Origin of the sequence: Desulfomonile tiedjei, assembly GCA_016212925.1 — a bacterium.
Classification (GTDB): Bacteria; Desulfobacterota; Desulfomonilia; order Desulfomonilales; family Desulfomonilaceae; genus JACRDF01.
The window spans coordinates 12,723-30,938 of the sequence record JACRDF010000027.1 but is presented as its reverse complement, the minus strand read 5'-3'; the positions used below and the strand labels follow the sequence as shown (position 1 = coordinate 30,938).

Genomic DNA, 18,216 nt, shown 5'->3' with positions numbered 1-18,216 from the left:
ACAAGTCACTACTTTCGGCAAAGGCCACAAACCGGTAATCCGCGGGGGAAACCTTCATACAAAAAGGTTTCCCCGGATCTTTCCTCTTCGACAGCGAATCAGCGTCACTTCTTGCGCCTGGGCTCTATGTATTCTTTCGGCGGCAACAGATCTTCCGCCTTGTAGATCTTCCAGTTGCCGAGCATACGTTTGGCCGGCGGGAACTGGTCGTTGGCGACCGTCACGCCGATAGCCTGCACCTGGACTATCTGATGGGTCTCCGGATCGATGTACGACGTGAAGCCTTCCGGATCTTCCGGCAGACTGATCTTCATGCCTTCCAGCGCCTTCACCAACGCCTCGGTGTCATTGGGATTCCCCACTTTTTCCACTGCCTGAGCAATGGCCAGGATGCCCGTATAAGCGCCTTCGGCCGCGTACGTAGGATATCTGCCCGTCTTCTTGAAGAACTTCGCGACATAGTCCTTATTGGCCGGTGTTTCAGGCCAGTTATTGTGATGGCGAGCGCTCAGCACCAGACCGAGAGGCAATTCGGCTCCGGTGGTGCTCATGACCTCATAGTTGCCGCCCGCGTCAGGCGAGCAGAACAGCGTCTTTTCGAACAGGCCGTACGGTGTGGCCTGCTTGATAAAAGCCACTGAATCACCGCCCCACAGACCGCAAATCAGCACGTCGGGCTTGTCTTTGAGGATCGAGGTTATGAACGGCGTGTATTCCGGTGCAAAGAGCTTGGGCCAGTATTCCCCCACCACTTTGTATTTTATCCCGAACCGATCGAGATTGTACTTGAGTTCGTTCCACTGGTCGTGGCCGTACGCATAGTCCGGTCCGATGTACGCCATGGTTTGCCACGGTTTGGTCTGCATCATCTCTTTGAGATACAAAGCCCCCGCGGCCATGGACTGGAAAGTGTTGTTGGAGACACGGAAATAGTACGGTTGAAATTTATCCACCGTAAGCTGCGTGGAAGCGTGGTCCGTCCCGATGAAGATCTTCTTGTTCTGCTTGGACACCTCGGTCAGCGCAAGTCCTACTGCCGAGCTGACCACTCCGAAGAGGAAATGCACCTTGTCCTGGTCAATGTAACGTTTCGCGACCATCACCGAGTAGTCGGGTTTGGCCTTGGAATCGGTGTTGATCAGCTCCAGCTTGTACCCGGCGACCCCGCCTTTACCGTTTATTTCCTCGACCGCCATCTCCGCAGCATCCACGGAATCCAAACCGTAAATGCCGGCTCGACCGGTCATGGGGTACAGGGCTCCGATCTTGACCACCTTTTCTTGCGCCAACGCGCAGATTGGTGCCAGGGCCATAGCCAGAACAACCATGAGGATTACCGCAACCGACTTGTGCTTCACCATGCTTGTCTCCTTTACTTTTCGAAGATTCGTGAAAGCCGACATTGTCCGGGCCCAATGGGGCGCCTCCGTAATGTCAGGACTTGAAGGTTTTAGGCGCGAGCGGTTGGTTTTTCCAGTAATCGGGATCATGGGAAGGGACGACCTCCGCGCCGACATACTTCATGGCCTTGAACACGTACAGGGCCTGCAAGGACTGGGGGACGTCCCACGCCAGGCCGGGAGGTATTGCCTCCTGCATGTTCTCTAAAGTGTACATGGCGTCCGCGGCCAAGATCAGACTTTTTCCACCGGTCTGTTTCACAAGCAAGGACTGATGTCCCTCAGTGTGGCCGGGGGTCGGAAACGCGACCACCGTCTGATCCCCGAACAGGTCAAAAACACCCTCGATAGGTTTGATGTTCAGTTGATCCATAACTTTAAAGTCTCCAGGAATATAGGCCGTCTTGGTGCCCGAGGCCACAGCTTTTTTGATCAACTCCAACTCTTTCTTCTGTAGGTAGATAGGAACATCGGTGCCCTTGAAATTGTCGATGGCTCCCGCGTGATCCAGGTGTCCGTGGCTGATTATCACAGCCTTGAGGTCTTTCGGGCCGATCCCCAGTTTCTTGATCTGGGCCTGAAACTCCTCGTAGTCCTTCATGACCGGATAGTAGGCCTTTGTGACAGGCTCGCCCCAGTAGGCGACCGGGTCTTTGGCCACCATGGCATTGTTGCCGGTATCGAAGGCCACCCAGTCCTTGCCATGTTTGATGACGAAGAACGTCACCGGGATGTCAAATGGTGTGCCCACACGGGTGTCCTTGAGCAATAACTGCGTCTGGGTCTTCAAAATGCCGCAGAGAAAGGCGTGAGCCTTGACCTCCGCGGCTGGACCCGCAGCCGGTTCTTTGGATTGGCCAAATGCTTCCGCGGTAATACCGACGGAGCCGACCGCGAGAGCAGTCGCTCCAGCGAACTTAAAGAACCCTCTTCTCGAGATTTCATCTGACATCGCGTTTCCCTCCCCTGTTTGTCACACGGATTCGCCTTCCGTTAAGGAGTATCCCCAAACACAGATAAGCCCTCTCAGCCCTTTCCTCGACCACGAACGGCACGACCTGCCTCTGGGCCACAGAACCGACACCTCTGCGACGGTCTTTATCGTTAAGGGCTACGCCGCTCTGACGGTTTCAACCTGCCGACTAGCGTCTTCACTATTGAGAGCACGGCGCTCAATGCTTCATACGGTTGATCAGCCCAACGAAGCTTTGTCGTTGCTTGGAAGCCTCGCCTAGGAACGTACCGCTTGGGCCAGCCACGGGGATTGTTGGCAATAACCATGCCACAGTGAGATTTCGTGACACAGGGGCCGGACTCGGTAGGGAGAGAGGAGGTTGTCGCCAGGGCGGAATGATTGCAGAACTGCAATCACCACGAATCTCTCATCACGGAGGTAACACTGGCTAGGCGCTTTAACGCAAGCGCTTATGACAACATTGCAGTTTTGCAGCTTCATTGCACATTCGCAGCCCGGCCCGGCATCCCATAACGCACCATCTTGCGCCACAAAGTCGTGGGGTGCACGCCAAGAGCCCGGGCTGCTAACATCACCCCCCCGCACCGCTTCAAGGCCCCCGCTATCATCCGCTCTTCTAATGCCTCGACTGCATCCTTCAAACTGCCCACCTCCATCAGGTCCTGAATCACGGTAGAGGATTCTTTTAGTTCCCCGGGCAGATCTGCCAGTGAAATGACATCCCCGTCGCTTATCACGACGATGCGTTCGACGATGTTAATGAGTTCTCGGACGTTTCCGGGATACGTATACCGCATCAGCCCGTCCAAGACCTCGGGATCTAACCTTTTGTTGACCTGCATACTGCCATTCAAGTGCTCCAGTATCCGCAGGGCCAGGGGGAGGATATCCTCTCGGCGTTGACGCAACGGAGGAATGTGGATCGGGACTACGTTGAGGCGATAATAGAGGTCCTCGCGAAACAGGCCCTTGCGGACCAAATCTTTCAAGTCATGATTGGTGGCTGCGATAATACGTACGTCCACCGAAGTGGGGCGAGTGCTTCCGACCCGCGTGAAGGTTTTTTCCTCTATCACTTGCAATAGCTTTACCTGCATGGCCGGTGTCAGGTCTCCCACCTCGTCCAGAAACACAGTCCCGGTCTCACCCGTTTCGATCAGTCCCGCTTTCCCTGTGGGGGCAGCACCGGTAAACGCTCCCTTGGTGTAACCGAACAGCTCGCTCTCCATGAGAGAGTCCGGGATGGTCCCGCAGTTGACTTTTACGAAAGGCCGCTCCTTCCTCGGGCTCATTAGATGGATGATTCGGGCCAGCATGCTTTTTCCTACCCCGGATTCGCCCAGGAGCAATACCGAACTGTGAACCCCGGCGACTTTCACTGCCTTTTGAACCACTTGGGTCATGGCGCTGCTCTTGACCACCATGCTGTCCAGTACATGCTCGAATCTCTCCTGCTCCAGCAAGGACTGATAGTAACGAGAACTCAGGCGCTTGCTCTTCTCAAGCTCCGCCCTCAGGTCGTTCAGATCGGTCATGTCCCTCACATTGGTTACCACGAGGGCGATCTTGCCGTCTTCATCGAAAATGGGCGTCCCGGTCACCAGGACTTGCTTGTTTACCTTGATGTTCTGCATCAGCGAGACTTGTGCGCCCTTCTTAAGCACCTCAAGCGTGACGGAATGGTCGAAGACCCCCTCGTTCACCAGATCCTGCATGTTTCGGCCGATCAGGTCCTCGCGTTTCATGCCTGCAATACGTTCGTAAGCGCTGTTCACTCGGATGGTATTTGCCCTGCCGTCAGTGATGTACAGGCCGTCGTAAGAAGATTCGAAAATTGCCTCAAGCTCGCGATGGAGCTTCTGATACCCTTGGAGTTCCGAAATGATGGCTTCGTATTCCGAGATGTCCTGGAACACGCTGATCACCCCGGCCACCTTTCCATCAACCAGGATCGGGTTCCTGTTTGCTATGATTGTGGCGCTGGGGAACACTATTCTTTTTCCGATCTGGGGACGGCCGGTTTTGAGTATCTCTTTGAGGTCCGGCCATGTATCAGGCCTGATTTCGGAGAAATGCCTTCCCACAGGAGAGGAACCCTCGTCACCCAGCATGCGCCTTGCCGCCTGGTTGTAGACTAGGATCACCCCATCACGATTGATTATGACTATTCCGTTGTGGGACGCGTCAAGTATGGATTCCCAAAGAGGGGGGTTGTTCTCCCTGGTTTCGGTGTTCAAGGTGGGAGGGATCATGGATCTTTCCGTCCTTTCAGGACAATTCTGCACGATGGAGCCGGCTTAGTCAAAAGGCAAATTTGCGCCCCATCGGAGTGCTTCATGGCCGCGGAGGGCACGGCATGGAGACTGGCTCAGAATTCATCGGAGCGGAGAAATAACGCTACGCTGGGTGGCCCGGAGGCCACTGCCTCCGGGTTCCGAAGGAACAGGAGGTGCCAGCTCATGAATAGGGGATCGTTGTAACTCCGCTGCTGAAACGGCGCGCAAAAAATACACCTCTTGTCGCTTCGCGACCCGCTGGTGGGACCGTCCCGCGCAGAACGCGGGATTGCCGGTCATCCCAATAGACAGGCTGGAAGCCTGTCCCACCACACCTCCGAGCCACCCAGGACTGACAAATGCCGCCCCCGTAACACGATTCCGCCGGATGGATGGGTTATGAGATAGTCTGCGGGGCCCTGCCCCTATGCAAGCTAACCGCATTCGGGCAAAGATTTTGCCAATCGGTATAGTCTTTGTAGGGCGGGCTGTGCCCGCGGCTGTTTGGATTTGGCGGCCAAAGGCCGCCCTACGCGCTCAAATGATACGGCTTCCCGGGCAGAGCCCGGGAGGTATTGGTTCGCAGGCAGAGCCTGGGAACCTGAAAAACCGCTATAGGGATGCCTGCCCGCGGATGGCTGAATGGATGCCGGGAGAGACAGAAACTCTTGACAACGCGCGAAGAGTATTTTACCATTTGGGTAAATGGTCAAAGAGAGGAATGCTCCATGACTCCCAGAGATAAAGAAAGGCTACGCTTGAAAGCAGAGGTGTTCAAGGCCCTGGGACATCCGATACGCCTCGGGATAGTCGAATTCCTCCACCAGGGTGAGGTGTGCGTGTGCGAAATCGTCGAGCGCGTCGGCACTGAGATGTCCAACGTATCAAAGCACCTGGGGATCCTCAAGAAAGCAGGAATCGTCGCGGACAGGCGGGACGGGCTCAAGATCATGTACAGCCTGACAATGCCGTGCGCGGTGGATTTTGCCCATTGTGTCGAAGGCGTGGTGATCAAGAGGCTCGAAGACCAGCGGTCGGTGATGGTGGCATGAGCAGACCATATCGTGAAAGGCTAATTGGATAGAAGTGGCTGTGGCTTCAAGATCCGTTAGCGCCTTGACCACGTGAATCTACGGTCCTGAGAGGAAGAAATGGACTCAGAAAAGAAACTGCCCGTTGTGGAAGCCCAGGCTGTTGCCGAACCGGTCATCGGCCCAACACGGTCGCTGGCAGACGTCCTGATGGAAAACAAGCTGTTATCCTATTGGCGGGAGGAGTGGAAGCCTCTGGCCGTAATCGCCGGCGTCTTCCTCGCCTGCTACTACATCCCCGTCGGCAGCATACGCTTTGACAACGCTGTTATGGAAGCTCTGTATCTTGTGAAATGGTATGCGCAGGAGCACGTCCTGCTATGCCTTGTGCCGGCGTTTTTCATAGCCGGGGCCATTGGGGTTTTTGTGAGCCAGGAAGGAGTCATGAAGTACCTCGGGCCGACTGCGTCCAAATGGATCGCTTACCCTGTGGCTTCCATATCGGGAACAGTGCTCGCAGTGTGTTCTTGCACGGTGTTGCCCCTCTTCGCGGGCATATGGACCCGTGGTGCGGGATTAGGACCGGCTTCCGCATTCCTCTATTCTGGACCTGCTATCAACGTTCTCGCGATCATTTTGACCGCTCGCATACTGGGAGTGGAATTGGGAGTAGCACGCGCTGTTGGTGCAGTTGTATTCAGTGTTGTCATCGGCTTGCTGATGCACGCGATCTTTCGCAAAGAGGAAGAGGAGCGAACCGAGGAGACGCTGGCGGCGATGGCGGGAAAGAGCCTTGACGGCCGACCGTTGTGGCAGACCACAATATATTTCGCCTTCATGATCGGGGTTCTCGTGTTCGCCAACTGGGGGAAGCCAGACCTGGATACGGGCCTTTGGTACAGCATTTACTCGTCAAAGTGGATCGTCACGGGACTTCTCTCAATCGGTTTTGCAGCGGTCCTGGTGCTGTGGTTCGAGGTTCCTTTATGGAAAATGGTGATTTCCGCTGTGGCTGTGGCAGTTGTGGGATGGTTTTTTCCCCACGATCCACTGGTCCCGTTCACGGCCGGAGTTATTGCGCTGTCGGTGATGGCGACCACGTCGGAAGGTGAAACTCAGGATTGGTTTAACGAGTCCTGGGGGTTCGCGAAGCAAATTCTACCCTTGCTTCTTATGGGCGTGTTGTTTGCCGGATTCTTGCTGGGTCGCCCCGACAAAGAGGGACTCATACCCAATGAGTGGATCGCCTGGGCCCTGGGTGGGAACTCGCTATGGGCCAATGCGCTTGCTTCGGTTGCCGGTGCGTTCATGTACTTTGCCACTCTGACGGAAGTGCCGATAGTCCAAGGCCTTATCGGCAGCGGCATGGGTAAAGGTCCGGCTTTGGCCTTACTGCTGGCCGGTCCTGCGCTGTCGTTACCAAGTATGCTGGTGATAAACAGCATCATGGGTCCCAAGAAGACCGTGGTCTTTGTGGGTCTCGTCTGCACATTGTCAACCGTCGCGGGGTTGATTTTCGGCGTGATAGTTGATTGAGCCGCGAGTTTTGCGATTCGCTGCGGTAGGTTCTCTTAAGGGCTGAAGCAAGTCGTGAAACCTGAAAGGAGTTCTCATAAAGTGCCGAACAAGCTTTCCCGAGGAGAATCACAGCGACCAAGATCCTTCATTAAATTTGAGGTATTAGCGGTCCTTGCCTGCCTTGGACTGCTCCTCCTTGCCGCATACGGATTTTGGCAGGAAAACCTTGCCGACACATTCACTTACGCTGCAAGCGCCGGTGATGTGACTCAAGTAACAACGCTGCTGGAGCGCGGGGTGCAAGCCTCGGTTAAGGACAGCGAGGGCAAAACAGCGTTGGGGAGGGCTTCGGGCAAGGGGCACAAGGGGATCGTGAAACTGCTCCTAACAAAGGGAGCAGATGCAAACACCAGGGGCAAATATGGCAAGACTGCGTTGATGCCGGCATCGTCCCAGGGCCGCCCGGAAGTGGTGAAGACGCTTCTGGCCGCGGGGGCCGACGTCGATGCGAGGGACGACTATGGCCAGACCGCGCTGATGTGCGCGGCGCTCAAGGGCCACAAGGATGTCGTGAAGTTGCTTTTGGAGAGCGGCGCGGATGTCAATGCAAGATCGAAGAGCGGGTTTACGGCACTGAGCATCGCCACGGATCGAGGGCATGTCGATGTGGGAGACCTCATTCTTGAACAGAAGCCCGATCTCACAGTCTCTGCCAGCCAATCAGGCCGTTCAAGATACTATTAAGACATAGAGGAACCGTGGCGCTCCTCAATTTCAGAAATCACAGTGGTCGCTCAACAAGCGATCTAATAAACGGGAGGATTCGATGAAAGTGGAAATCCTGGGCGTAGGCTGCGCCAAATGCAACAAGCTCTACGACATGGTGAGCGGGCTTGTGAAGGCCAAGGGAATCGACGCGCAAGTGGTCAAAGTGGAAGACATCAAAGTGTTCGCACAATACGGCGTGTTCATGACGCCGGCGCTGGTTGTGGACGGTGAGGTCAAAATAGCCGGAAAGCTGCCCAAAGAGGCTGACGTCCTGCAGTGGATGTCAGACTGAAAGCAATTCCTTCTGCGAGGCATATTTGTTGAAGTGCGACGGTCTTACGGGCTGCGCAACCCAAGTGAAATGGAGGAAATATGGAGACAAAACAGCATATTGGGGCTGCTCCAATAATTCTGGTGGCTCTGTTCTTTTGCCATATTCTGGTATCTTCAGCTCCGGCCATTGAAAATGGCGGATATTCCAACGGAGATCTTCTTGTAACAACCCAGTGGGTCGCAGACCACTTGAATGATCCAAACGTAAGAATCCTTGACCGGCAAGATGTTGAGCCTGGGGAAGAATTCTATTCTAAAGGTCACATTCCCAATGCCATTCGGATGCCTACTGATGCGATCAAGGGTATGAGGTTGGGTATCCAAGAGATGTTGGTGGTCAAGGATCTGATACGGTTTCTCGAAGAGAACGGCATATCGCCTGATCATCATGTTGTCCTAGTGAGCCGGTCAGACCGTTTTCCGGCAGCGACGCGGGTTTTCTGGGCCCTGGAACTTCTCGGGCACAAAAAAACTTCCGTCCTTGATGGAGGCATCGATAAATGGGCAGCTGAAAAAAGACCGATGACATCCGAGGTACCGCTTTTCGATAGGACTTCTTATAAGGTTAATCTGAAGCGCGATCGCCTCATGACTGGGGATGAGTTGGCCGGATATGTGGGCAGTTTCAAGGAACTCGGAATTGTGGTGGTAGATTCCAGGAGACCCGACGAGTACTCGGGAGCCAAGATGAGCCGTGCTTCGGACAAACTGGGACGCATTCCTGATGCCAACAACGTGTTTTTCATGAAAATCCTGACCGGGGAAACCTTCAAGGAATTCAAAGCCGCCGAGGAGATCAAGAAGACGTTCGCCTCGGAGGGCATAACCCCTGACAAGAATGCGATTTTCTCCTGTGTAAGCGGCTGCTTCGGTACAGTGCTCTACTTTGGGGCCCGTTTACTGGACTTTCCCAAAGCGGCGGTTTACGACGGCGGATGGATTGAGTGGAGTAGGAAGGACTATCCGGTTGAAGCCGGTTCGAGTTCAGGGGGAGCAGGCGCGGTCCAGGAGCCCCCTGTAAAAGCCGCTCCTCCGTCCTCGGCCCCGCGTGTGCCGCAACAAGGATGCTAAACGTAACTGGTGCCAGGCATTCGGGCGCCAAGATTGAAGAATGCAAGTAATCAGTGACCACACAGAAGGAGGTTTTTTCTAAATGCGAAGAATAGTGACTTTTTTTATTGTTTGCGCCCTTGCGATAGCAATGTTTGGCCTTCTCTCCCAGGCTTCCGCCGCGGAACCGAAAATAAACCTTCAGGCGCTCCTGTCCAAGCGCGCGCCGATTCTGCTTGAATTCGGCAGAGGCTGGTGTATTCCGTGCAAGTATATGAAGCCGATTCTGGAGGATATGTCCAAGGCTTATGCGGGCAAGGCAATTGTTATGACCGTTGACATGGATGCGAATAAGGACCTGGTGAGGGATTTCAGGATCAGAATGATGCCTACACAGGTTTTTCTCACACCCGACGGCAAGGAGTTTCGCAGGAATGAGGGCACGCTTGAGCGAGAGCAAATAATGCAGTTGTTCAGCCAAATGGGGGTGCCCGCGCCAGGGCAACCGGGAGCAGCGCAGGTTCCGGTCCCTCAAGCCGCGACCCCTCAAGGTCAACCGCCCCTCCCTGCCGGGGCCGCCCGGCGGTAGTTGACTGCAAGGAGACATTTCGGCGCAACGCGATAAGCAATACAACTGAGATCTTGGATCGGAGAAAAAGCAGAGGAGCAGGAGAATGGAATCGATATTTGCAGTGGTTCAGCAGTGGGTGTCTTCCGGCAGCATCTGGCTTGCCGCAGGAGGAGCGTTTGTAGGTGGGGCGCTCACAGCTATGAACCCGTGTGTTCTTGTCATGGTTCCGCTGCTGATTGGCTTTATCGGGGGCATGGATGAAGACATGACCGTGTGGAAGTCATTTCTCTTCACGCTGGTCTTTATTTTCGGATTCAGTGTGGAGTTGGCGATACTTTTTACGGTTGGTATGGCTGCCGCACCGTTCCTGCAATCCGAGTTCATGGTTTACGTGGTGGCTGCCATTTGTGTCGTTATGGGGCTCCACTTTATGGATATTTTTCATATCCCTCTTCCTATCTCCCAGGACAAACTGCCCAAGCATACAGGATTCCTCGGCGCGGCCTTGTTTGGTTTCATGTTCGGGCTTGTGTCGCTTCCATGCACCGGGCCTGCCCTTCTGCTTATAGTGAGCGTCATCCCTCTGAAAGGAGCGCTCTTTGGCGGGACCATGATGCTGTTCTACGGGATCGGCCACTGCTTGTTGATCCTGGCTGTCGGGACTTCCGCAGGGGCTGCCAAGCACCTGTTGGGCTCCAAGAGGATGCACTCGACGAATTTGGTCGTAAAGAAAGCTGCCGGTGCTCTTCTCGCAGTTGTGGGCCTGTACATTGGTGTCGGAGCGATCTTTCCCAGCCTTGGTTTTGCATTTTAGCGAACAGCTCAAAGCGGGGTCTTGGGATGGCGGACGATCACAGCCGAATAAGGATTGGTGACAACGAAATAGGACTCATGGGATTGAAAAGCGCATTTGAGGAAATCGCCCATTCCCATGCCGACGCTAGTGACGAAGAAATCCGGAATGTCCTCATCGAGAGATTGGCCAGAAACAACTACATACCGTGTTCCGTGAGAAATGAGTACGGCAAAGCCTTTGTTAGAGAGTTTCGAAAATTCCTCGGCCAACCGTACGAAGCCCCCCACGACGGACCCGTGAGAGTGGCCGTGCTCGGGCCCGGCTGTTCACAATGCAACCACCTGGAGCAAATAGTGATGCAGGTGTTGAACGAGATGAAGCTGCCGGCAGCTCTGGAACATGTGACGGACATCAAAGAAATGGCTAGTTACGGACTTGTCCGAACGCCGGCGCTGGCGATCAACGGGAAGATAATGGCCATGGGCACGGTTCCATCCCCGAAGAAGATCAGGACCTGGCTGGCTGAGCTGACTGATCCCAACACCACCCTCGCCTAACGCAAGCGTTTGAGGATCACCTATGACTTTGTTCCGCCGTCGGAGAATTGGCTTGAAATGGGCATTAGGCTTGTCCGTCGTTTTCTTGACGCTGGTCTATAGTTCCGCTGTTCGGGCGGCTTCGGAGCAGGCTTCCACAGTTAATGAATTAGTAGCCATGTTCGACTCCTCCACTTGCAAGGAATGCCACGAGAAAATCTATGGCCAATGGGAGAAATCTCACCACGCCAGGCCCTTGATGGGCATGGATGGTCCGATGCTGTTGACCCCATACCTCAAGAGGATATCCACGCCGGAGATGCCTGCCGAGAAGGCCATCAAGAGCGATTTTCCTTGCTTCAAGTGTCATCTCCCGCAAATGAAGTATGCGACGGATGCCGTGGCCGGAGAGATAGCCAGGGCCATGCTTAGCGACGATAAGGCTACCGTACGGAATCTGAACATAACCTGTCTGGTGTGCCACAACGAAAAGGCCGTTGTCCACGGCCTACCTGAGAAGAGTACCGTCTACGGCAACAAGGACCTGCCTGAACATAAGGGCTACCCTGTAAAGAAGAGTCCACTTCTCAAGGACTCGCTAATGTGCGGTCAGTGCCACGGGCTAGGCCCTGTTTTGGACTCTGCGATGCCTGTTCAGTGCGCCACACTTTACGGCAGTTATCTCCACGCCTACATTCCATCAGGCGGCTCGCAAACCTGCCAGGAATGTCACATGAAGAATGGCGACCACTACATGCCGCCGGATTTTAACCAAAGAGAGGAGCTGTCCGCTCGGTTGCGCGAGTCATTGCCTATGGAAGTTCAAACCTTGGCATACACCTTTCATCCAACGGAGGAAAAATTCTTTCCGATGGTCGTGGTGAAGACCAAGATCACCAGCAAGGCTGGACACCGTATCCCAGACGGTTGACCGTCCAAGACTCAGGTGGTCCTGGATGTGACCGCCAACAGTTCCGATGGCAAGAAGTTTTTTCAAACTTCGAGAATCTACGCGACCCAGGCAACCGATTCCCGCTCGACACAGACAGTCCTAGGCCCTGAAAACAAATTGGGCCTAATAAGAGACACAAGCATTCAACCGTTTGCCCCCAAAGAGGAAAGTATTGAGGTGCAGTTGCCGCCGGGCGTCACAGATGCCATAATTGAGGTAAACCTTAGCTACAGGCCTCGACCTGGCAATGTGTATCCCATTCACGAGGTGGTAAGGAAAGTGAGTCTCGGTGCGAAGAAATAAGATGGAAGGACAGACAGAGCGATGAAATGGTTTTGGCCTTTGATAGTGCTTTTGGCCTTGGCAACGTCGGCCTCGGCGGCAACAGGACCGAGAATTCATTTTGAGGCCCCGATTCAGGATTGCGGGAAAGTCCTCTCGGGCGGTACCGCCCAAGCGCGGTTCGTCTTCACCAACAAGGGCGATGAGACCTTGGTGATTAAGAGCATTGAAGCGGATTGCGGATGCACGAAAATGCTGACAGGGGCACGCGAAGTGCCGCCGAACGGCTCCAGCGAAATCACCGCTTCCTTCGATACCAGCGGACTCAAATCAGGCACCAAACAGCACCACGTTTCCGTGCGATCCAACGATCTCAACAAGCCGGAAGTCAAGCTCACCATCAAGGCCGAGGTGATCCGAGAACTGGATACGGACCAGTCCACCATAACGCGGAAACTTGACAGCTTCGAAGAGCATTTGTCTTTGCCAATCAAAGTGACCAACTCTTCTAAAGCGGCCAGAAACATTACAGCCCTGCGGGTCGAAGACAAGAACCTCCAAGCCGCCTTGCAACCGAACAAAGTGGTCCTCGATCCGGGACAGACCGCGACGTTCAACATTCTGTTGACCTTGAACCCTGACGTTCCGCGGCCCTTTTTTCTGGGCAAGATCATACTCGAGACCGATCATCCGACAGAAAAGGAGATCGAGTTGAGATACCTGATCCAGATAGGGAAGCGGAAATGAACATCTCTTGCATCCAAGCAGCAATCTCAGATCCGAAAACCCGGTAGCATTCAGAAAAGTGCAGCAGTGCGTCTGAAATAGGGAGGTGGCTCATGTTGCTCAACGAATTCACACGAGAGTTCTTCCGGCCGAAATGCAACCCCAACTTTCAGTCGGTGCACTGCGTCGCGCACCTTGGGGATGATATCGGCGAAGTCCTACCTTACCTCAACACCACGCTTGGAGGCGGCGACTACGTGAAGTCCCCTCCTTCACTGAGACTGAGCGTCCACGGAAAGCTCATTGCGGTTCATGCCCGGGAAATATTTATCAATGCTCTGAAAGACGAAACAGAGGCGGACCGCATACTTGAATGGTTGAAAAAGGAGATAAACGAGGCCTGGGAAAGACGGGGCGAAATCGAACCCACTTTTGAAGCCGAACCCGCGCCGCAGATGATTCAGATTTTGAAACTCCTGCCGCGGACCAATTGCAAAAAATGCAACGAACCTACCTGCATGGTCTTTGCCTTGCGAGCGGCCGAAGGGATAAAAGGCGCCGACGACTGCCCCGCGCTCGACGAGGAAGGCAGATTGCGGCTTCAGGAATACCTCGGCCAATTTCGCTTTGACATCTGAAGGGGACCGTCTTTCCCGGCTCCCCTCGTGAAAATACTTCGAGGTCTGTTGATTCCATATCGAGAGAAAGGCCAACGTTATGACGGCTCAGAAGCAGCTCTCATTCCTGGATCGATTTCTTACGCTCTGGATATTTGTGGCTATTGCGGTAGGCATCGGCATCGGATATCTCGCGCCCGCGGTCACCGCGTTCATCGCAGGGCTTCAGGTAGGGACCACTTCGGTTCCCATTGCAGCCGGCTTGATACTGATGATGTATCCCCCTCTGGCCAAGGTAAAATACGAGGAAATGGGAAAGGTCTTCAGCCACAAGAGTCTTCTGGCCGTATCGCTGCTGCAGAACTGGATAATCGGACCTGTGGTCATGTTCGTCTTGGCTGTAATATTCCTCCACAATTACCCGGAATACATGATTGGCGTGATTCTGGTCGGACTCGCACGGTGCATCGCGATGGTAATAGTTTGGAACGAGCTTGCCGAAGGCGACAGAGAGCTGGCAGTTGGCCTAGTGGCCTTCAACGCAGTGTTTCAGGTGTTGTTCTACGCCGTGTACATGTTTGTTTTCATAACCGTTTTCTTATCCTGGCTCGGGCTGGCCAAAGGTGTCAACGTAGATATCTCAATGTTGGAAGCGGCGAAAACCGTGTTCATATACCTGGGGATACCCTTTATCGCCGGGATAGTGACTCGCTTCAGTCTGATAAGCGCTAAAGGCAAAGGCTGGTATGAAACTGCTTTTCTTCCCAGGATAAGCCCAATTACGCTGATTGCGCTTCTGTTCACCATTGTTGTCATGTTTTCATTGAAGGGCGAAGTAATCATAGAGCTGCCGTGGCATGTGGTCCTGATAGCTATTCCTCTGGTCTGTTACTTTTTCATAATGTGGTTGAGCACTTTTTTTGTGGCCCATAGACTTGGGGCTAATTACGGGCAGGCAACAGCGGTGTCGTTCACTGCTGCGAGCAATGATTTCGAGCTTGCCATAGCAGTAGCAATTGCGATCTTTGGCATTTCTTCCAATCAGGCTTTTGCAACCGTTATTGGGCCGCTTTTGGAAGTCCCTGTGCTGATAAGCTTGGTGAACGTGGCCCTCAGGTTTAGAGAAAAATATTTCAGGCAGCCGGCTGTCTAATCATTGGATGAACCGGGTTCAGCCCCCGCGTCGACAGTCTCCAAATGAAATTATAATCGGGCCGGAGGAGAAGGATCGGATCGTGGGCATCGGGTCAAGATTACAATGACCAGTGGCAGAAAGGCGATGAACAACGGTGAAGGGGAGAATAGATGTCGAAAAAAGATCCGGTTTCTTCAGAGGAACCGGTTGCAGTTGAGGCTGTGAATGCCCAGCCAAACAGCAGCTCCGGAACTCCCGACACTTTCATCCGGAGAGTATTCAGAAGAGTTGGACGACTTCTGTGGTACTCAACCAAGAAAATTGCCTATATCGCGTTCTTAATTGCCGTTGTCGTGCTTATCTTCGTGGGACTGGACAAGCTTTCGGAATTGGCTCTCAAGAAGACCCATCTTGCCCACATCTACACGGAAAACTTTCCCATGGTCAAACGGGATCTCACCGAGCCCGTGTCCCATTATGATTATGATCTCACCCCGGGGGTGTGCATCATGCAAAACCAGCCGAAGGGGAACCGCTACGAATATACGAATAACGCGGGCTTTCGCGACCCTCGGCCCATTTCCCTGAAAAAACCCGACGATGAATTCAGGATTTTTCTCACTGGCGGATCGACCGCTTTTGGTCTCGGCGCTTCCGGGCAGGCTGCCCCCCTCACGAATTTCTACTACTTAGAGCATAGAGAAACCATTTCACACGCGCTGGAGAAAATTCTCAATGCCACGGCGCCAGTTCCGGGAAAGAAAATCCGAGTCTACAACACGGCGGTTTGGGGATATTCGTATCAGCACCTCCTCTTCAGATATGTGACCAAACTCCGCCAGTACAAACCTGACCTTGTGGTGTCGCTAGATGGGGCCAACGAACTGCTTCCATTAAGCGCTCCGACAAAGGATTGGAACTATTTCCGCGAAGGTCAGTACAACGGCATTCTGCGGCAGATCTTTGCTTACGAACGCCAGGGATTGGCTTCGTACCTCACCTTGTGGCTCAAGAACAATACATTCCTCATGACTCTCATCTGGAACGGGGCTGATCCGTTTCTCACCATGGCGGGCGAGATGAGAACCCACCGAGGTGCCGTTCCAGGCCAAGATGCAAAAGATCCCAATCCGGAGTTAACTGAGGAAGAAAGATCACAAATGATGGCCGAGCGTGTTGCCGCTGTGGTCCGGGTTGTCGAAGATTATCACAGCGTCCTGAAAAACGACAAGGTTCCTCACATCGTTGCCCTACAGCCACTTCTTTATCTCAGCAAGAAGCCCCGACATGAATGGGAAAAGAAGGTGGAATCCCTTGAGGAGCACAAGCAATACTACGACGTGCCATCGGACGAACTCTACAGGTTCATGATTGACCGCGTCAACCAGAGTGCACGGACGAGGCAATATCTCCTCGCTGATTTTGCTAACTATTTTGATGACACTTCCGAATGGGTCTTTACTGATTGGTGTCACCTTACTGCCGGGGCGAATTACCTCATAGCGAAGGAGCTTGCCAATATCATCAAAGAGCATTTCTTCGAAAGAGCCCTGACCGAAGGAGACAAAATCGAACGGGACAAAAACAGCTTCTTCTGGAATGTGGGCCACAGAGCGAAGGTTGTGTACGCCCCACCGGCCGATGATCCGGAGAATGAGCCCAAGAATATGTTAATTGGTTTTCCTGGGCCCGCGGTGTATTCCTCGAAAGAGGTGCCAGCCGCGGAGAAGCTGGCAATAGTCTTGGACTTGGGTCGAGAGTTTACGCTGAGCCGACTCCGGCTGGTGTGGGATGATGACTCGGTTCCCGCAGAATGGGCCGTGGATATTTCATCGGACGGTGAAACTTGGAATCCATGGATACATGGAACTAACAAGGATTTGGACGATTTCTCCTGGTGGCCCGGATACGAGCATTACGCCGCGGAGCCGGTCCAAGCCCGCTATTTACGTTATCAGCCGATCAAGTCTGATGTTCGCAAGATAAGACTGCGTTCCTGGAGCGTACATCGTTAAGGCACAGGAACTTCGCCTTTTAGGAAGTCTCCGTGCCGATTAGTCTTGTCAATGTGGCCCTGAAATTCAGAAAGAAATAGTTCGATGATTAGAATACGCGTGAAGTAGGAACGGCTTTTCGGGCATAGTCCCCTGCCTCTCCCCTCAGGCGTTCTCTCGTTGTGTATCCCCTCCGCGAAGAGGCTTCAAATCCGCTTCGATTCCTTCGCGTTTCAGCCAATCACGAGCAAGTTCCATATAGCCCTTCTTTTCAAAAGCAAACCATGCGTCTCGTGTATCCGGATAGTCAAACAACACATCCTTGAACCTGCGAAATGGACTCCTGCCTTCAATCGCCCTCGCTAGTCGGTCTCGGATCTTGCCGGGCCGCAAGCTCTCCACAAAGTCACTCATTACTTCCCAGCCGACATGCGAAGGCAAACGGTCAATTAGGACGTAGCGTTCCGGATCGCTCTCAACTTTTTCTAGGAGGTCATCCTCCATATCTCCATAATCCTCTGATAGAAGATAATCTATCTCACCGGTTTGAAGATCCAGATAGTGGCGAAGATCCGGCCCACTGCCCTCCAGAGCCATGATCAAGTCCTCAGCATTGATGACTAAACCAGCCATAGTGCGCCTCTAGAGGTAGATCAATCCCGCAGTTCGTGCAGGTGTTACTCGCGCGTGTATGTTTCTGTAATCTCGTAATGCCTGACCTGCCTGTCATAATCAACCATCATGTCCTGAACCACTTGGGGAACCACCGCAACGTCTGCTTTCTCGCCTGCAAAAGCCTTAATGGCCTCAATCGACTCCCACTCCGTTACGATCAGAAACTCCGTGCCTTGCTCCACCGGCCTTGTCAGGATGGATGCTTTGACGAACCCGTCAATTCCTAACAGCTTCGGAAACGTGTCGGTCTTGAGATGGTGAATATAATTGTCAGCTTGGCCGGGCTTGGCAACGCCTTTCCAATGCCTCGATATCATGATGGATCAAACCCTGCTTTTTATTGGTTGCATACTTTATTTCCGGTTCTCTATCCGGCCGCGGAGTTTCCCTAGAGACAAGAGGTTGCTCTGATGAGACTTGTAGCCCTTGATACGCCTGTCCAATTCATCGATGTGGCTCTGGGGTACAGGCACACTGGATTCGTTAGCTGCGATGCTGTCCCATAGATCTTCAACCAACAGGATCTTCTCCGGTGTACTTGGTCGGTCAATTTCAGGAATATCGCTCACGCGCATGGTTC

20 protein-coding genes are annotated in these 18,216 nt (G+C 53.6%); 14 read left to right on the top strand and 6 right to left on the bottom strand.

The features are described 5' to 3' along the window. Positions 1–104 precede the first annotated feature (104 nt). The 3 genes from HY913_12385 to HY913_12375 form a co-directional block, all read right to left on the bottom strand. A complete protein-coding gene (locus tag HY913_12385; GenBank protein MBI4964068.1) occupies positions 105–1,361 on the bottom strand; it encodes an ABC transporter substrate-binding protein in 1,257 nt (418 codons plus the stop codon). Positions 1,362–1,434: 73 nt separating this feature from the next. Beyond that, the gene (locus HY913_12380; protein MBI4964067.1) at positions 1,435–2,352 is read right to left on the bottom strand and encodes an MBL fold metallo-hydrolase; all 918 of its coding nucleotides are present in this window, start codon (positions 2,350–2,352) and stop codon (positions 1,435–1,437) included. A gap of 500 nt (positions 2,353–2,852) precedes the next feature. Then, on the bottom strand, positions 2,853–4,628 hold the full coding sequence (locus HY913_12375; GenBank protein ID MBI4964066.1) for a sigma 54-interacting transcriptional regulator: 1,776 nt from the start codon (positions 4,626–4,628) through the stop codon (positions 2,853–2,855). 752 nt (positions 4,629–5,380) lie between these two features. On the opposite strand from HY913_12375, the gene HY913_12370 reads away from it, so the two are divergent. The 14 genes from HY913_12370 to HY913_12305 all read left to right on the top strand — a co-directional run bounded on the left by HY913_12370 (position 5,381) and on the right by HY913_12305 (position 16,982). Then, positions 5,381–5,704 carry a winged helix-turn-helix transcriptional regulator gene (locus HY913_12370; GenBank protein ID MBI4964065.1) on the top strand — a complete coding sequence of 108 codons (324 nt, stop codon included), beginning with the start codon at positions 5,381–5,383 and terminating at the stop codon, positions 5,702–5,704. A gap of 99 nt (positions 5,705–5,803) precedes the next feature. Next, entirely contained in the window at positions 5,804–7,219 is a 1,416-nt protein-coding gene (locus HY913_12365) for a permease (GenBank protein MBI4964064.1), read from the top strand. A gap of 81 nt (positions 7,220–7,300) precedes the next feature. Beyond that, positions 7,301–7,945 (top strand): ankyrin repeat domain-containing protein, encoded by a 645-nt coding sequence (locus tag HY913_12360; protein MBI4964063.1) that lies wholly within the window; start codon positions 7,301–7,303, stop codon positions 7,943–7,945. Positions 7,946–8,027: 82 nt separating this feature from the next. Next, complete coding sequence (locus HY913_12355; GenBank protein MBI4964062.1) at positions 8,028–8,261, top strand: TM0996/MTH895 family glutaredoxin-like protein; 234 nt, start codon at positions 8,028–8,030, stop codon at positions 8,259–8,261. A gap of 80 nt (positions 8,262–8,341) precedes the next feature. Next, the gene (locus HY913_12350) at positions 8,342–9,373 is read left to right on the top strand and encodes a sulfurtransferase (protein ID MBI4964061.1); all 1,032 of its coding nucleotides are present in this window, start codon (positions 8,342–8,344) and stop codon (positions 9,371–9,373) included. Between the two features lie 82 nt (positions 9,374–9,455). Next, positions 9,456–9,941: a thioredoxin family protein gene (locus HY913_12345; GenBank protein ID MBI4964060.1), complete on the top strand. Its 486-nt coding sequence runs from the start codon at positions 9,456–9,458 to the stop codon at positions 9,939–9,941. Positions 9,942–10,026: 85 nt separating this feature from the next. Then, the gene (locus HY913_12340) at positions 10,027–10,737 is read left to right on the top strand and encodes a hypothetical protein (protein ID MBI4964059.1); all 711 of its coding nucleotides are present in this window, start codon (positions 10,027–10,029) and stop codon (positions 10,735–10,737) included. Positions 10,738–10,763: 26 nt separating this feature from the next. Beyond that, entirely contained in the window at positions 10,764–11,276 is a 513-nt protein-coding gene (locus tag HY913_12335; GenBank protein MBI4964058.1) for a thioredoxin family protein, read from the top strand. 22 nt (positions 11,277–11,298) lie between these two features. Next, the gene (locus tag HY913_12330; protein MBI4964057.1) at positions 11,299–12,186 is read left to right on the top strand and encodes a cytochrome C; all 888 of its coding nucleotides are present in this window, start codon (positions 11,299–11,301) and stop codon (positions 12,184–12,186) included. A 27-nt stretch (positions 12,187–12,213) separates the two neighbouring features. After that, on the top strand, positions 12,214–12,510 hold the full coding sequence (locus tag HY913_12325) for a hypothetical protein (GenBank protein ID MBI4964056.1): 297 nt from the start codon (positions 12,214–12,216) through the stop codon (positions 12,508–12,510). Positions 12,511–12,531: 21 nt separating this feature from the next. After that, a complete protein-coding gene (locus tag HY913_12320; GenBank protein MBI4964055.1) occupies positions 12,532–13,236 on the top strand; it encodes a DUF1573 domain-containing protein in 705 nt (234 codons plus the stop codon). A 92-nt stretch (positions 13,237–13,328) separates the two neighbouring features. Beyond that, positions 13,329–13,853 (top strand): Fe-S cluster protein, encoded by a 525-nt coding sequence (locus tag HY913_12315; GenBank protein MBI4964054.1) that lies wholly within the window; start codon positions 13,329–13,331, stop codon positions 13,851–13,853. 79 nt (positions 13,854–13,932) lie between these two features. After that, on the top strand, positions 13,933–14,985 hold the full coding sequence (arsB, locus tag HY913_12310) for an ACR3 family arsenite efflux transporter (protein ID MBI4964053.1): 1,053 nt from the start codon (positions 13,933–13,935) through the stop codon (positions 14,983–14,985). Positions 14,986–15,137: 152 nt separating this feature from the next. Continuing rightward, complete coding sequence (locus HY913_12305) at positions 15,138–16,982, top strand: hypothetical protein (GenBank protein MBI4964052.1); 1,845 nt, start codon at positions 15,138–15,140, stop codon at positions 16,980–16,982. A gap of 144 nt (positions 16,983–17,126) precedes the next feature. On the opposite strand, the gene HY913_12300 is transcribed toward HY913_12305, so the two are convergent. Genes HY913_12300 through HY913_12290 form a run of 3 tightly spaced genes read right to left on the bottom strand, consistent with a single transcriptional unit; the run spans position 17,127 to position 18,211 of the window. Continuing rightward, positions 17,127–17,594 carry a hypothetical protein gene (locus HY913_12300; GenBank protein ID MBI4964051.1) on the bottom strand — a complete coding sequence of 156 codons (468 nt, stop codon included), beginning with the start codon at positions 17,592–17,594 and terminating at the stop codon, positions 17,127–17,129. A gap of 44 nt (positions 17,595–17,638) precedes the next feature. Beyond that, positions 17,639–17,953: an antibiotic biosynthesis monooxygenase gene (locus HY913_12295; protein ID MBI4964050.1), complete on the bottom strand. Its 315-nt coding sequence runs from the start codon at positions 17,951–17,953 to the stop codon at positions 17,639–17,641. Between the two features lie 36 nt (positions 17,954–17,989). Continuing rightward, positions 17,990–18,211: an addiction module protein gene (locus tag HY913_12290; protein MBI4964049.1), complete on the bottom strand. Its 222-nt coding sequence runs from the start codon at positions 18,209–18,211 to the stop codon at positions 17,990–17,992. Positions 18,212–18,216 lie beyond the last annotated feature (5 nt).